This window comes from Massilia sp. H6, assembly GCF_024802625.1.
Taxonomy (GTDB): domain Bacteria; phylum Pseudomonadota; class Gammaproteobacteria; order Burkholderiales; family Burkholderiaceae_D; genus Telluria.
In genome coordinates this window covers 29,986-44,377 of sequence record NZ_CP103371.1, presented here as the reverse complement: position 1 = coordinate 44,377, position 14,392 = coordinate 29,986, and the positions used below count along the sequence as shown (strand labels likewise).

The following is a 14,392-nucleotide window of genomic DNA, read 5'->3' as shown; positions in this document are numbered from 1 at the left end:
ACAACCTAGCGCCTGCCCACCGCCTCTGGATTGAGCACGTTATCCGGCTGCCCCTGCGCAAACCTCAGCACATTGTCAAACGCCGCCTGGAAATAGATCTCGTAACTGTCCTGCTCCACATACCCCAGGTGCGGCGTAGCCAATACGGTGGGAATGCGCAGCAGAGGCGAGTCGGCACGCAGCGGTTCGCTGGCAAACACGTCGAGCGCCGCATGACCCGGCCGGCCGGCGCGCAGGCTTTGCTCCAGCGCGCCTTCGTCGACCAGTTCCGCCCGACTCGTGTTGACGAACAGTGCATCCGGCTTCATGCGTGCCAGGTCGTCTGCCTTGACGATGCCGCGGGTCGACTCAAGCAGCCGCAGGTGCAGCGTCAACACGTCTGCTTGCGCAAACATGGCCTCGCGCGATGGCGCCGCGTCGTACCCGTCGGCCACGGCCGCTTGACGGCTGGCCTCGCTTCCCCAGACCAGTACCCGCATCCCGAAGGCGCGTGCATAGCCCGCCACGAGCCGCCCGATCTTGCCATAGCCCCAGATCGCAAGCGTACGCCCCCGCAGCGAGCGGCCCAGGCCGTTCAGTACCGGGTTGCTCGAGGCGGTCTGCCACAAGCCATCTTTCAGATTGTTCGCATATGGCACGATCTTGCGGCTGGCCGCCATGATCAGCGCCCAGGTCAGCTCGGACGGCGCCACCGGCGAACCGATTCCTTCGGTGATCACGATGCCGTGCTCGGACGCCGCGGCAACGTCGATATGCCCGCTGACCTTGCCGGTCTGCGAGATTAGTTTCAAGTTGGGCAACCTGGCCAGCAAGGCCGCCGGGAATGCGGTGCGCTCGCGGATCAGCACCAGCGCGTCAAAAGGCGCCAGGCGCACCGCCAATTGACCGACTCCCCGGGTTGGATGGGTGAACACCTTGACTTCGTGGCCGTCGAGAAGGCGAAAGCAAGCCAGAGCGCGCACCGCATCCTGGTAATCGTCGAGAACAGCTATACGCATTGGAGTTTCTTCCGTTTAAGGTTTATCGCGTAGCGAAATAACAGGTTCCAAAAAGATGGGAAATAGCCTACTACATTAGTCGGACATTATTGGCTACTTTTTTGTAGTAACAGCGTCCGAATCGTTGTTTTAGAGGTGTACAATCGGCCAATTAATTGAGGGGATGACACGTTTGTGTTGTCCCAGCAGCAAAGTTCCCGGCTTGCCCAAGAGGCTGCCGACACGACCGCTGTCAGCGCCGCGCTCCCATCGAGCGTCATGCCACCTGGGCACGGCCAGACAGAGAGTCGTCAATCCGGGACGCACAGTATTCTTAATTGGCATCGGAGGTAACTATGAACCAGCCCGTGATGGGCGGCGTCGCCGCTTTGAACGTTCCAGCTTACATCAAACACCAAAAGCTCATCAATTGGGTGGCCGATATTGCCGCCCTGACCAAGCCTGACAGCATCTATTGGTGCGACGGTTCCGAAGAAGAGTACGACCGCTTGTGTGCCCAGATGGTCGATGCCGGCACGATGAAGAAGCTGAACCCGGCAAAACGCCCGAACTCCTATCTGGCCTGGTCTGATCCTACCGATGTCGCCCGCGTCGAAGACCGTACCTATATCTGCGCCGCGACTAAAGAGCAGGCCGGTCCTACGAACAACTGGATGGAACCGGCCGAGATGCGCCGTACCCTCAACGGCCTGTTCGACGGCTGCATGGCTGGCCGCACGCTGTACGTGGTGCCGTTCTCGATGGGCCCGCTGGGGTCGCCAATCGCCCACATCGGGGTCGAGCTGTCCGATTCGCCCTATGTCGCGGTTAACATGCGCATCATGACGCGCATGGGCAAGGCCGTCTACGATGTCCTGGGCCAAGACGGGGAGTTCGTGCCTTGCATCCATTCGGTCGGCATGCCGTTGGGCGCCGGCCAGAAAGACGTGCCGTGGCCGTGCAACCCCACCAAATACATTGTCCATTATCCGGAAACGCGCGAAATTTGGTCGTTCGGCTCCGGCTACGGCGGCAACGCGCTGCTGGGCAAGAAGTGTTTCGCGCTGCGCATTGCATCGAACATGGGCTACCAGGAAGCACAGGCTGGCGGCACTGGCTGGCTGGCCGAGCATATGCTGATCCTGGGCGTCGAATCGCCAAAGGGCGACAAAAAATACGTCGCCGCCGCTTTCCCTTCGGCTTGCGGCAAGACCAATTTCGCCATGCTCATCCCACCCCAGGCCTTCGATGGCTGGAAAGTCACGACCATTGGCGACGACATCGCCTGGATCAAGCCGGGCCCGGATGGTCAGCTGGTGGCGATCAATCCGGAAGCCGGCTACTTCGGCGTGGCCCCGGGCACCAATGACAAGACCAATCCGAACTGCATGGCATCGCTGCGCGAGAATGTTATCTTCACCAACGTGGCGCTGACCGACGACGGCGACGTGTGGTGGGAAGGCATGACCAAAGAGCTGCCTGCGCACCTGATCGACTGGCAGGGCAAGGACTGGACCCCGGCGCTTGGCACCAAGGCCGCTCACCCGAACGCGCGCTTTACCGTGGCCGCCACCCAGAACCCGGTGATCGACCCGGCCTGGGACGACCCGGCTGGCGTGCCGATCTCGGCCTTCATCTTCGGCGGCCGCCGCTCGACCACGGTGCCGCTGGTAACCGAAGCTAACAACTGGGTCGAAGGCGTCTACATGGCCGCGACCATGGGCTCGGAAACCACCGCCGCCGCTGCCGGCCAGATGGGTGTGGTGCGCCGCGACCCGTTCGCGATGCTGCCTTTCATCGGCTACAACATGAGCGACTACTTCCAGCACTGGCTCGACCTTGGCAAGAAAATCGAAGCCAAGGGTGTTGCGCCAAAGATTTTCTGCGTCAACTGGTTCCGCACCGACGAGCAGGGCAGCTTCGTCTGGCCGGGTTATGGCGACAACATGCGCGTGCTCAAGTGGATCCTCGACCGTGCCGACAACAGCGTCCCGGCCGGCAACGCGCACCTGTTCGGCAGCTCGCCGTCGTACGGCGACCTGAACTGGAACGGCATCGACTTCACCGAACAGCAGTTCGAGCAGATCACTTCGATCGACAAGGATGCCTGGACCGAGGAGCTGAAGCTCCATAGCGAGCTCTTCGATAAGCTGGCCTACCGTCTGCCCCAGGAGCTGGTGGATACCAAGGCCAGGCTGGAGCAGCAGCTGGGCGCCTGAGCCAGGCTGACAGCGTGCACAGACAGGGGCGGCGCCGGCGGGCGCCGCCCCTGTTGTTTTTTAAAGCTTTCTTGGAGTCAAGCTGGCGCTTCCCGATCACTTCTACGTTTAGGCTTGATGTTCTTTTACTGTCACCCAAAGGAGCACTAGATATGAACGCTACCATGAAGAAAATCATCGCGACATCGCTGACCGTGCTAATGGCGGGAACAGCCGGGGCTGCGCTGGCCCAGGTGGGACCGGCCAAGGAAGCCGCCACCCCTGGCACCGAGGAGCACCGCGAAAAGCTGCACAACGCAAACGAACACATCAACAAGTCCCTGGAAGTGCTGCGCCAGATGCAGGCAACGCCAGAAATGGCGACGCTGCTGTCGCGCTCGAAAGGCGTGTTCATCGTGCCGGACTACGGCCGTGCGGCCCTGGGCGTGGGCGTGCGTGGCGGCGCCGGCGTCTTGCTCACCCGCATCGGAAACACCTGGAGCAACCCGGCCTTCTATAACATGGGCGGCGTCAGTGTCGGCTTGCAGGCGGGGGCCGAAGCGGGCGCGGTTGCTTTCGTGCTGAACGACCAGAAGGCCTTGAACAGTTTTATGGAGAACAACAAGTTTTCGCTCAACGCCGGCGCCGGCCTGACGCTGGTGGATTGGTCGCGCAAGGGAATGGGCACGGCCGGCTGGGGCAACGTCACGGTCTGGTCTGACACCGAGGGCCTGTTTGCCGGCGTCGACCTGAGCGTGACCGACATCGACTACGACGAAGAGGAAACCGCGGCCTATTACCGGCGCCAGGTTGCCGCGCGCGATGTCTTGACCGGGAAGGTCAAGAATCCTAATGCGGCTGTGTTGAGCAAGTCGCTGGCCAGCATGACCGGTGACAAGGCCGCCGCGAGCATGGGCGCCAGCGGTACCCGCGGCACGACGTCGGACATGACGACCGCCAAGCCGGGCAAGACCCATACGCCCGACATGAAGAAAAACCAGCACGACATGACCACGACCGACAAGGAATACAAGCGCTAGGCGCCGGCGCGGTTTCCATCAACAACGGGGATGCCATGGCGGCATCCCCGTTGTCATTACCGCTGTGGGGCGGCGCGGGTTTTTAACAGCGGCTTGAGATATTTGCCCGTCGCGCTAGCCTTGTTCTTCGCCACGTCTTCCGGGGTGCCGCTGGCCACGATCATGCCGCCCCCGGCGCCGCCTTCCGGCCCCAGGTCGATGACCCAGTCGGCCGTCTTGATGACGTCCAGGTTGTGCTCGATGATGGCAAGCGTGTTGCCCTGGTCGCGCAGGCGATGGATCACCTTGAGCAGCAGGTCGATGTCGGCAAAATGCAGGCCGGTGGTCGGCTCGTCCAGGATATACAGGGTACGACCGGTATCGCGCTTGGACAGTTCCAACGACAGCTTGACACGCTGGGCTTCGCCGCCCGACAGGGTCGTCGCGCTCTGGCCCAGCTTGATGTAGCCGAGGCCGACATCCAGCAAGGTCTGGAGCTTGCGCGCAATCACCGGCACCGGCTTGAAGAACACGTGCGCGTCCTCGACCGTCATGTCCAGCACTTCGGTGATGTTCTTGCCCTTGTAGTGCACTTCGAGCGTTTCGCGGTTGTAGCGCTTGCCATGGCAGACGTCGCAGGGCACGTACACGTCCGGCAAAAAGTGCATCTCGACCTTGATCACGCCGTCGCCCTGGCAGGCTTCGCAGCGGCCGCCTTTCACGTTGAACGAGAAACGGCCAGCCGAATAGCCGCGTTCCTTGGCGGTCGGCACGGTTGCGAACAGGTCGCGGATCGGTGTAAACAAGCCGGTATAGGTCGCCGGATTCGAACGCGGCGTGCGCCCGATCGGCGCCTGGTCGACCGAGATCACCTTGTCGAAGTGCTCCAGGCCGTGGATTGCCTCGTGCGGCGCCGGCTCGGTCTGCGAACCGTACAGGTGGCGCGACAGCGCCGGGTACAGCGTATCGTTGATCAGGGTCGACTTGCCGGAACCGGACACGCCGCTAATGCAGGTCATCAGGCCGACCGGCAGCGTGAGCGTCACGTTCTTGAGGTTGTTGCCGGTGGCGCCAGTGATGACCAGCTGGCGCGCCGGATCCATCTGGGTGCGCTGCTTGGGTACCTCGATACGGCGCCTTCCGTCCAGGTACTGGGCGGTGATCGAGTGCTCGTTCTGCATGATCTGCTCGAGCGTGCCTTCGGCAATGATCTGGCCGCCATGCACGCCCGCGCCCGGCCCCATGTCGACGATGTAGTCGGCGGTACGGATCGCATCCTCGTCGTGCTCGACCACCAGCACGCTGTTGCCGATGTCGCGCAGGTGCTTCAGGGTGCCGATCAGGCGGTCGTTGTCGCGCTGGTGCAGGCCGATCGATGGCTCGTCGAGCACGTACATGACGCCGGTCAGGCCCGAGCCGATCTGCGAGGCCAGGCGGATGCGCTGGGCTTCGCCCCCCGAGAGCGTATCGGCACTGCGGTCGAGCGACAGGTAATCCAGGCCAACGTTGTTCAAGAACTTCAGGCGCGCGATGATTTCCTTGATCACCCGCTCGGCGATCTCTTTCTTGGCGCCGACGAGTTCCAGCGTCTCGAAGAAAGCCAGCGAATCGCGCAGCGGCTTGTCGGATACTTCGTAGATCGCGCGCTGCTGCGCACCCTGGCCGATCTTGACGAAGCGCGCTTCGGTACGCAGGCGCGCGCCCGCGCAGGACGGACATTTCTTTTCGTTGATGAACTTGGCCAGTTCTTCCTTGACCGCCATCGAGTCGGTCTCGCGGTAGCGCCGCTGCAGGTTGTTGACCACGCCCTCGAAGGTGTGCTCGCGGATCACAGTGCGGCCGCGCTCGTTGACGTAGCTGAACGGGATCGAGGTCTTGCCCGAACCGAACAGCACCGCGTCCTGCGCAGGCGCGGGCAAGGTGTCGAACGGCTTGTCGAGGTCGAAGTCGTAGTGCGATGCCAGGCTCTGCAGCATCTGGTAATAGAACTGATTGCGGCGGTCCCAGCCCTTGACGGCGCCGGACGCCAGCGACAGGTGAGGGAAGGCCACGATCCGCTTCGGATCGAAGAATTCGATATGGCCGAGGCCGTCGCATTCCTGGCAGGCGCCCATCGGGTTATTGAACGAGAACAGGCGCGGTTCCAGCTCCTGCAGCGAATAGCCGCAGACGTTGCACGCGAACTTGTTCGAGAAGACGGTTTCCTTCTCGGTATCCATTTCGTAGGCGACCGCACGGCCGTCGGCCAGGCGCAGCGCGGTCTCGAAGCTTTCTGCCAGGCGCTGCTTGATTTCCGGATTCACCTTGACGCGGTCGATCACGACATCGATGCTGTGCTTCTCGGTCTTTTTCAGTTTCGGCAGCTCGTCGATCTCATAGATCCTGGCGGCAGCCACGCCACTGGCCACGCGAAAGCGCACGAAGCCCTGCGCCTGCATCGCCTGGAACAGGTCGCCATGCTCGCCCTTGCGGCCGGCCACGACCGGCGCCAGGATCATCAGCTTGGTACCTTCCGGCATGCTCAGGACCGCATCGACCATTTGCGACACGGTCTGGGCCGCCAGCGGATGGTCCGGGTGCTGCGGGCAATAAGGGGTGCCGACGCGCGCGTAGAGCAGGCGCAGGTAGTCGTGGATCTCGGTGACGGTGCCAACCGTCGAACGCGGATTGTGCGACGTCGCCTTTTGCTCGATCGAGATCGCTGGCGACAGGCCTTCGATCAGGTCGACATCCGGCTTTTCCATCAGCTGCAGGAACTGGCGCGCGTAGGCCGACAGCGACTCGACGTAGCGGCGCTGGCCTTCGGCGTACAGCGTGTCGAAGGCCAGTGACGACTTGCCCGAACCGGACAGGCCGGTGATGACGATCAGCTTGTTACGCGGAAGGTTCAGGTTGATGTTCTTCAGGTTGTGCGTGCGTGCACCGCGGATACGAATTTCTTCCATTAGATGTTGGAGGCTTTCAATAAGTTTGCGGGGCCGGCGCACAAGAAACGGTCGCGGTGAGCGGGCCTATCAGGGGAACCCATTAGTGTAGCCCGTTTTCGGAAATGCTGTACGTCCATCCAGCACTTTTGTGCCGCCAGGATACAATTACAGCCGGTTTTCGACAGCAGGGTTCGGCAGGGACATTCGTATGTGGGCCGTTTCCGCTGCTGTTCAATGACAAAGCGTTCAGCTTCCTGAAATAATTTTTTCCGTGCGAGTGTGAACCTGGATGCGACGGTTTGTGCGGCTCGGTGCATGCTGTCCGACGCCGACCCGCCGGTCGCAAATCTACGTTGAGTTAGAGGCCCTTCGGCCTCATAATAGTTGACTGCAACACCTCGTTCCCTGACGCTTAGAAACGCGCAGAGTCAGGGCTCTACAAAATTAATTGGAGTAATACCATGGCATCAGTTAACAAGGTCATTATCGTCGGCAACCTGGGCCGCGACCCGGAAATCCGCTACATGCCGAGCGGCGACGCGATCGCCAATATCGCAGTAGCCACCTCGTACAAGTCGAAAGACAAGAACACCGGCGAGCAGAAAGAGCTGACCGAGTGGCACCGCATCTCGTTCTTCGGCCGCCTGGCCGAGATCGTCGGCCAGTACCTGAAAAAGGGCTCGTCGGTCTACGTCGAAGGCCGCCTGCAGACTCGCAAGTACACCGACAAGGATGGCATCGAGCGCTACGCGACCGACATCATCGCCGAAAACATGCAAATGCTGGGCGGTCGCCAGGGCATGGGCGGCAACGACATGGGCGGCGGCATGGATGACGGCGGTGGCTACGAGCCACAACAGCAGCAACAGCGCCCAGCGCCACGCCAGGCGCCTCCGGCACCGGCGGCCCGTCCGCAGCCGAAACCGGCGCCGAACTTCTCGGATATGGATGACGACATCCCGTTCTGACGCCTAGCCGCAAAGAAGCAGTCATCGATGCCCCGCATGTCACCGACAAGCGGGGCATTTTATCGTCTGCACAAGATCTTGCGGCGCGAATTGCGCGACTAAAAAGCTGCCGCTTAAGCGGCCCCGACAGGGCGGACCCGGCAGCCTTGCCAGCATCCCTGGCTGCGGCACGTCATGGCGGCGCCTCCGGCGCCTTGTCGGGCTCATCGTCGGCAATGGCGTACACGTCGCCTTCGGTCGCTCCGGTCTCGTGCTTGCGCGCCCGCAGGTCGCGGTAGACCGCGGCTCGCATGATCGTCATTGCCACCACCGGCGCGGTCATGAGCAGAAATAGCGAGATGACGATCTCGTGGATCACCAGGCGCGACTGGGTGACGGTGAAATAGACCATCGAGGCCAGCAGCAGGCAGCCGGCGCCGAGCGTCACGGTGATGGCCGGTCCGTGAATACGTTGATAAAACGTGGGCAGGCGCAGCAGGCCAAGAGCGCCGATCAGGATGATGGTGGCGCCCAGTATCAGCAGCAGCGCCACCGGCAGCGCCGCCCAGCCGGGCAGATGCTCGATGCTGTTCGAGGCCGGGCTCATTCGATGATCTCCCCGCGCATCAGGAATTTCGCCATCGCCACGGTCGACACAAAACCCAGCAGCGCGACCAGGATCGCCACTTCGAAATAGACCTGGGTACCGAAGCGGATGCCCAGCACGATGGCCAGCAGCATGCCGCACATCCAGAGCGTGTCCAGCGCCAGTACCCGGTCATGTGCCGAAGGACCGAGCAACAGGCGCATGGCGCACAAGGCCATCGCGGCCAGTACGCAAACCATGGCGTAGCCAATTGACAGCTCGAGCAGGGTGTCCATAGTCATTCTCCGATTTAAACGGGGGCGGTTTCAAAGATCGCGATCAGGGGCTGCTCGTAGCGTGTCTTGATCATCTCGACCCACCAGGTCTCGTCATGCAGGTCGAAAACGTGCAGCGACATCTCGTGCTGGTCTGGGAAGATCTCGACCAGCACCGTACCGGGTGTCATGTTGATCAGGCAGGCCAGCATCGCCAGGCCATAAGGATCGTGCAAGTCCAGGGGAATGCGGATGAACTGCGATTTGACGGTGCTGAAATCGCGGAACAAGATGACGTAGCAGACGTTGAAGCAGGAGCGCACGATTTCTACCGTCGCCACCGCGATCAGGCGCACGGCGGTGAGCGGCGCGTGCAGGCGCGGGTAGCCGAGCGGCTGCAGCCGGCGCGACAGCAGCGGCGCCGCGATGCCCAGGGCTGCCCCGAACAGCAGGTTGGCCGGGTCGAGCGTCTGGTTAAGCAGCAGCCACAGCGCGCACAGCGCCAGCGACACGATGGGAAAGGGCAGCCAGGGGATCATGGCGCCTCCGCCGGGGGGATGGGGCCGGGTACTGGCGGCGTGCCCAATACCCGGTCGATGTACAAGGCCGGACGGTGAATGTCGGCACTGGCGCGGTCAAGATAGGCGAATATGGGTTCGGCCTGCACCGTGAGCAGGATCGAGACGGTCAGCAGCGCCGCCACCGGCATCACCTCGGCGGTATGCAGACGTGGCGGGCCGGCCGCTTCGGCGGTCCAGAAGGTGCGCACGCCAAAGCGCATCAACGATACGATGGCGATCAGGCCAGAGACGAACACCAGCGCCATGAAAGTCCAGCCGGCAACGGCAATCGCCGGCGCGCCCGCTTCCGGATTGAGCAGCGCATGGAACATGCCGAACTTGGCGACGAAGCCCGAGAGCGGTGGCAGACCCGAAATGGTCAACGCGCAGGCGGCAAAGGCCAGTGACAAGAAAGCCATGGCGGCAGGCACACCCTTGCCCTTCGGTTCGGCCGGCGTGTCTTCGACCGCATAGGCTTCGGCGGTCAGCGCCAGCAGCGCCGCCGCCGGAGTGCGGATGCGGTCGATGAGTTCAATCAGCAGCACAAAGGCAGTCAGGGCCACGGTGGACACAACAAAGTAGTACAGGCCGGCGGTGACGAGCGAGGCCTGGCCGTAGCCGATCACGGCCAGCAGGGTGCCGGACGAGACGACCGCCGCGTAGCCCGCCAGGCGGCCGGCGGTATCGGTGGCCAGCATGCCGGCGGCGCCGAACACGATGGTCGCCATGCCGCCCCACAGCAGCACCTGGTAGCCGTAGTGCGCCATCTCGCCGGCGCTTTCGGGGAATGCCAGCAGCCAGATCCGCAGCACGACATAGGTGCCGACCTTGGTCATCAGCACCAGCATCACCGTGACTGGCGGCGATGCGGCGGCATAGGTGGTGGGCAGCCAGAAGCCCAGCGGCCACATGGCGCTCTTTACCAGGAAGGCCAGCGCCAGTACCGCCACCCCGGTCTTGAGCAAGCCAATGTCGCCCACGGCCATGGCGCCAATCCGTCCTGCCATGTCGGCCATGTTCAGGGTGCCGGTGGTCGCGTAGATCAGGGCTACGCCGACCAGAAAGAACAAGGCGGCGACCAGGTTCACGGCGATGTACTGCAAGCTGGCGCGCAGGCGCGCGGCGTTGTACCCGTGCAGCACCAGGCCATACGAGGCCGCCAGCATCACCTCGAAGAACACGAACAGGTTGAACAGGTCGTGCGTCAGGAAGGCCCCATTGATCCCCATGAGCAGGAGCTGGAACAGCGAGTGGAAGTGCACGCCGATGCGGCTCCAGCGCGGCTGTGCGTAATGCAGGGCCGCCAGCGCCAGCAGCGCCGTGAGCACCAGCATGGCGGCAGACAAGCGGTCTGCCACCAGCGCGATACCGAACGGCGCGGCCCAGTTGGCGCCGAAATACACGCCGATCCCGTCGGGCCAGTCGCCGTCGGCCAGGCCGGCCAGCGCCAGCGCATTGCCCAGCAGCGCCAGCGCGCAGCCATACGACAGCGCGAACTTCAGGCGGTGCCGGCCTTGCTTGACCGTGGCCAGCACCGCGCCGCTCAGCAGCGGCAGCAAAACCGGCAGGATCACCAGGTGCAAGGTCCAGTCAAGACTCATGCTTCAGGCTCCTCGCCATCGACATGGTCGGTGCCGGTCAGGCCGCGTGCGCCGATCATGACCACCAGGTAGAGCGCGGTCGTGGCGAAGCCGATGACGATCGCGGTGAGCACCAGCGCCTGCGGCAAGGGGTCGGCCAGGGCCGCCGGGTCGGGCACCGTGCCGCTGGGAGTAAGGGGCGGCCGGTCCACGGTCAGCCCGCCCATGGCGAAGATGAACAGGTTGACGGCGTACGACATCAGCAACAACCCGATCAAGACCTGGAAGCTGCGCGGACGCAGCACCAGCCAGATGCCCGAGCCAAACACGATGCCGATGGCCAGCGCCATGACGAACTCCATTACCTGATCTCCTTGGTGGGCGGAAGTATCGCCAGCACTGCCTTGCGGCTGGCGCTGACCCCGGATGGCGCGCGGCGGCTACGCAGCGACTGGTGCGCCAGCGCCACCAGGATCAGCATGGTAGTGCCGACCACCACAAAGAATACGCCGAGGTCGAACACGAAGGCCGAGGGCAGGTGCAGCTCGCCCAGCAGCGGCAGCGTAACGTGGGCGGTGTGGCTGGTCAGGAACGGATAGCCGAGCAGCCAGGCGCCCAGGCCGGTGGCGCAGGCGCATACCAGGCCCCAGCCGATCCACTGGTGCGGCCGCAGGCGCAGGTGCGATTCGACCCAGTCGGTACCGGCCACCATGTACTGCACGATGAGGGCGGTGGCGAAGATCAGGCCGGCGACGAAACCGCCGCCCGGCAGGTTATGGCCGCGCATGAAGAAATACACGGCGATCACGCCCATCACCGGCAGCAGGAAGCGCAGGTAGACCGCGTGGATCATCAGGTAGCCGTCGCGCGCCTGCTGCGCCGGTTTCTGGGTGATGGCCGGATCGACGTCGCTGGCCTGCTGCAGCGGAATGGCGATGCTTTCCGGCGCCGGGCGGAAGCGGCGCAGCAGCGCGTAGACGGTCAGTGCCACCGCCGCCAGCACCGTGATCTCGCCCAGGGTGTCGATGCTGCGGAAGTCGACCAGCAGCACGTTGACGACATTTGCGCCGCCACCTTCGGTCAGCGCGCGCAGCACGAAGAAATCGCGGATGCTGGGCACGGCCGGCTGGTTCAGCACCGCATAGCTTGCCACGGCCAGCACCAGGCCGCCCGCCACCGCCACCGCCGCGTCGCGGGCGCGCCGCAACCGGGTGCTGCGCGGCGCGCGCTCGGCCAGGTGGGGAGGGCGCAAACGCGGCGGCAGCCAGCGCAATCCGAGCAGGATCAGCACCGTGGTGACGGTTTCGACCATCAGCTGGGTCAGCGCCAGGTCGGGGGCCGACAGCCACAGGAAGGTGACGCTGGTGGCCACGCCGGTGGCGCCGACCAGCGCCAGCGCCGCCAGCCGGTGGTATTTGGCCTTCCAGGCAGCGGCCAGCGCGCTACCGGCGCCGATCAGCCAGAGTAGCGCGAACAAGGGGTGGATATCGCCGAGCGCCGGCCCGGACCAGCTATCCAGCGCCGGCCAGTGCGGCTGGGTCAGCAGCAAAGGCGCCGCTACAAAAGCGCTCAGCAGCACCAGCAACTGCGGCTGCAGCCGGCGCGTGCCGGCCAGGCGGATCAGCCAGGCGGCGCCCTGCGACATTCCGAGCATGGCGCTTTCGTAGAGTTGCGCGCCCTTCAGGCGATGCAGCAGCGGCACCCGGTCGCGCTGGGCCAGCTCGAAGCGGTAGCGCAGCAGCAGGTAGCACAATACGCCACCGCCCAGGGCCACCAGGCTCATCATGAAAGGCAGGTTGAAGCCGTGCCAGATCGCCAGGTCGTAGGCCGGCATGGTGGGGCCGAGCACCGAGACCGCCGCCACCGCCAGCACGTCGCCCACCACGCGCTCGGGCATCACGCCGACCGCAATGCACAGCAGCACCAGGCATTCGATCGGCACCCGCATCCAGCGCGCCGGCTCGTGCGGTTCGTCCGGCAAATCGCGCGCCAGCGGCCCGAAGAACACGCTGATGAAGCGCAGCGAATACACCACGCTGAACAGGCCCATGAGCACCGCGGCCACCGACATCCACCAGTTGTCGGTACCGCCCACGATCATGGTCTGGGCAAAGAACATTTCTTTCGACAGGAAGCCGTTCATCAGCGGCACCCCGGCCATGGCGGCACTGGCCACGATGGCCAGTGCCGCGGTATGCGGCATGGCGCGCTTGAGGCCACGCAGCTGGCGCATGTCGCGGGTACCGGATTCGTGGTCGATAATGCCTACGGCCATGAACAACGAAGCCTTGAATACAGCATGGTTCATGGTGTGGAAAATCGCTGCCACCACCGATAGCGGCGTGCCGATGCTCATCAGCACTGTGATCAGGCCCAGGTGGCTGATGGTGGAATAGGCGAGCAGCCCCTTCATGTCGTGCTGGAAGATCGCAAAGAAGGATCCCAGCAGCAGGGTGCAGACCCCGGCTGAGCCCAGGATCCAGAACCATTGCTCGGAGCCGGCCAGGGCCGGCCACAGGCGAATTAGCAGGAAAATGCCGGCCTTGACCATGGTGGCCGAGTGCAGGTAGGCCGACACCGGTGTCGGCGCGGCCATTGCATGCGGCAGCCAGAAGTGGAAGGGAAATTGCGCGCTCTTGGTCAGTGCGCCCAGCAGCACCAGCACCAGCGTTGGCACGTACCAGTCATGCGCCCGGATCAGGTTGCCTGCACCCAGCACGGTCTCGAGCTCGTAGCTGCCCGCCATCTGGCCCAGCAGCAGCACGCCGGCCAGCAGGCACAGGCCGCCGACGGTGGTGACCGTGAAGGCCATGCGTGCGCCGCGCCGCGCGTCGTTGCGCTCTTGCCAGTAACCGATGAGCAGGAAAGACGTAACGCTGGTGAGTTCCCAGAACACCACCAGCTGGATCAGGTTACCCGACAGCACCACGCCGAGCATCGCGCCCATGAACGCCATGATATAGGCGTAAAAGCGCGGCACCGGGTCGCGCCGCGACATGTAGTAGCGCGCATACAGCAGCACCAGCAGGCCGATGCCCAGCACCATGATGGTGAACACCCAGGCCAGGCCATCCATGCGCAGGATAATGTCGAGGCCGAGCGCAGGCAGCCAGGCGAAGCGCTCCTGCGGCACCTCGCCGCTGGCAATATTCTTGAACTGGGAAATGGCCAGCAGCAGCGCCACCAGGGTGGCGCTACCGGCGACGGCCGCCGGGCGCTCACGCGACTTGCCCGGCATGCTGGCGGCGACGATGGCAGCGGCAAAGGGCAGCAGGAGCAGCAACAGGAGCATGCCGCTCAGCTCCCGTGCGGGCGACGGCCCG

The 14,392-nt window shown here is 63.9% G+C and carries 11 protein-coding genes; 3 read left to right on the top strand and 8 right to left on the bottom strand.

Annotation, left to right across the window (positions count from 1 at the left end):
• Positions 1–5: 5 nt before the first annotated feature.
• A complete protein-coding gene (locus tag NRS07_RS00185; RefSeq protein ID WP_259209861.1) occupies positions 6–998 on the bottom strand; it encodes a D-2-hydroxyacid dehydrogenase family protein in 993 nt (330 codons plus the stop codon).
• Positions 999–1,333: 335 nt separating this feature from the next.
• On the opposite strand from NRS07_RS00185, the gene NRS07_RS00180 reads away from it, so the two are divergent.
• Together NRS07_RS00180 and NRS07_RS00175 are read left to right on the top strand one after the other, a co-directional pair.
• The gene (locus NRS07_RS00180) at positions 1,334–3,196 is read left to right on the top strand and encodes a phosphoenolpyruvate carboxykinase (GTP) (RefSeq protein WP_259209860.1); all 1,863 of its coding nucleotides are present in this window, start codon (positions 1,334–1,336) and stop codon (positions 3,194–3,196) included.
• Positions 3,197–3,348: 152 nt separating this feature from the next.
• Positions 3,349–4,215 carry a lipid-binding SYLF domain-containing protein gene (locus tag NRS07_RS00175; protein WP_259209859.1) on the top strand — a complete coding sequence of 289 codons (867 nt, stop codon included), beginning with the start codon at positions 3,349–3,351 and terminating at the stop codon, positions 4,213–4,215.
• A gap of 56 nt (positions 4,216–4,271) precedes the next feature.
• Here the strand turns inward: NRS07_RS00175 and uvrA are convergent, their stop codons facing one another.
• Positions 4,272–7,139 carry an excinuclease ABC subunit UvrA gene (gene uvrA, locus NRS07_RS00170; RefSeq protein WP_259209858.1) on the bottom strand — a complete coding sequence of 956 codons (2,868 nt, stop codon included), beginning with the start codon at positions 7,137–7,139 and terminating at the stop codon, positions 4,272–4,274.
• Between the two features lie 443 nt (positions 7,140–7,582).
• Between uvrA and ssb the strand changes: the two genes are divergently transcribed.
• Positions 7,583–8,089: a single-stranded DNA-binding protein gene (gene ssb / locus NRS07_RS00165; RefSeq protein ID WP_259209857.1), complete on the top strand. Its 507-nt coding sequence runs from the start codon at positions 7,583–7,585 to the stop codon at positions 8,087–8,089.
• Between the two features lie 172 nt (positions 8,090–8,261).
• Here ssb and mnhG read toward each other — a convergent pair whose 3' ends face one another.
• Genes mnhG through NRS07_RS00135 form a run of 6 tightly spaced genes read right to left on the bottom strand, consistent with a single transcriptional unit; the run spans position 8,262 to position 14,361 of the window.
• Positions 8,262–8,675: a monovalent cation/H(+) antiporter subunit G gene (gene mnhG, locus NRS07_RS00160; RefSeq protein WP_259209856.1), complete on the bottom strand. Its 414-nt coding sequence runs from the start codon at positions 8,673–8,675 to the stop codon at positions 8,262–8,264.
• Positions 8,672–8,950 (bottom strand): K+/H+ antiporter subunit F, encoded by a 279-nt coding sequence (locus NRS07_RS00155; protein WP_259209854.1) that lies wholly within the window; start codon positions 8,948–8,950, stop codon positions 8,672–8,674. The genes mnhG and NRS07_RS00155 overlap by 4 nt, the downstream gene beginning before the upstream one ends.
• A 14-nt stretch (positions 8,951–8,964) precedes the next feature.
• A complete protein-coding gene (locus NRS07_RS00150; protein ID WP_259209852.1) occupies positions 8,965–9,468 on the bottom strand; it encodes a Na+/H+ antiporter subunit E in 504 nt (167 codons plus the stop codon).
• Entirely contained in the window at positions 9,465–11,090 is a 1,626-nt protein-coding gene (locus tag NRS07_RS00145; protein ID WP_259209851.1) for a monovalent cation/H+ antiporter subunit D, read from the bottom strand. The genes NRS07_RS00150 and NRS07_RS00145 overlap by 4 nt, the downstream gene beginning before the upstream one ends.
• Entirely contained in the window at positions 11,087–11,431 is a 345-nt protein-coding gene (locus NRS07_RS00140; RefSeq protein WP_259209849.1) for a Na+/H+ antiporter subunit C, read from the bottom strand. The genes NRS07_RS00145 and NRS07_RS00140 overlap by 4 nt, the downstream gene beginning before the upstream one ends.
• Complete coding sequence (locus NRS07_RS00135) at positions 11,431–14,361, bottom strand: monovalent cation/H+ antiporter subunit A (RefSeq protein ID WP_259209847.1); 2,931 nt, start codon at positions 14,359–14,361, stop codon at positions 11,431–11,433. The genes NRS07_RS00140 and NRS07_RS00135 overlap by 1 nt, the downstream gene beginning before the upstream one ends.
• Positions 14,362–14,392: the final 31 nt, after the last annotated feature.

Coding starts and splice junctions, on each gene's coding strand:
- NRS07_RS00145 (WP_259209851.1), bottom strand. CDS start 11,090: ATGAGTCTTGACTGGACCTTGCACCTGGTGATCCTGCCGGTTTTGCTG.
- NRS07_RS00150 (WP_259209852.1), bottom strand. CDS start 9,468: ATGATCCCCTGGCTGCCCTTTCCCATCGTGTCGCTGGCGCTGTGCGCG.
- NRS07_RS00175 (WP_259209859.1), top strand. CDS start 3,349: ATGAACGCTACCATGAAGAAAATCATCGCGACATCGCTGACCGTGCTA.
- NRS07_RS00140 (WP_259209849.1), bottom strand. CDS start 11,431: ATGGAGTTCGTCATGGCGCTGGCCATCGGCATCGTGTTTGGCTCGGGC.
- NRS07_RS00180 (WP_259209860.1), top strand. CDS start 1,334: ATGAACCAGCCCGTGATGGGCGGCGTCGCCGCTTTGAACGTTCCAGCT.
- ssb (WP_259209857.1), top strand. CDS start 7,583: ATGGCATCAGTTAACAAGGTCATTATCGTCGGCAACCTGGGCCGCGAC.
- mnhG (WP_259209856.1), bottom strand. CDS start 8,675: ATGAGCCCGGCCTCGAACAGCATCGAGCATCTGCCCGGCTGGGCGGCG.
- uvrA (WP_259209858.1), bottom strand. CDS start 7,139: ATGGAAGAAATTCGTATCCGCGGTGCACGCACGCACAACCTGAAGAAC.
- NRS07_RS00155 (WP_259209854.1), bottom strand. CDS start 8,950: ATGGACACCCTGCTCGAGCTGTCAATTGGCTACGCCATGGTTTGCGTA.
- NRS07_RS00135 (WP_259209847.1), bottom strand. CDS start 14,361: ATGCTCCTGTTGCTGCTCCTGCTGCCCTTTGCCGCTGCCATCGTCGCC.
- NRS07_RS00185 (WP_259209861.1), bottom strand. CDS start 998: ATGCGTATAGCTGTTCTCGACGATTACCAGGATGCGGTGCGCGCTCTG.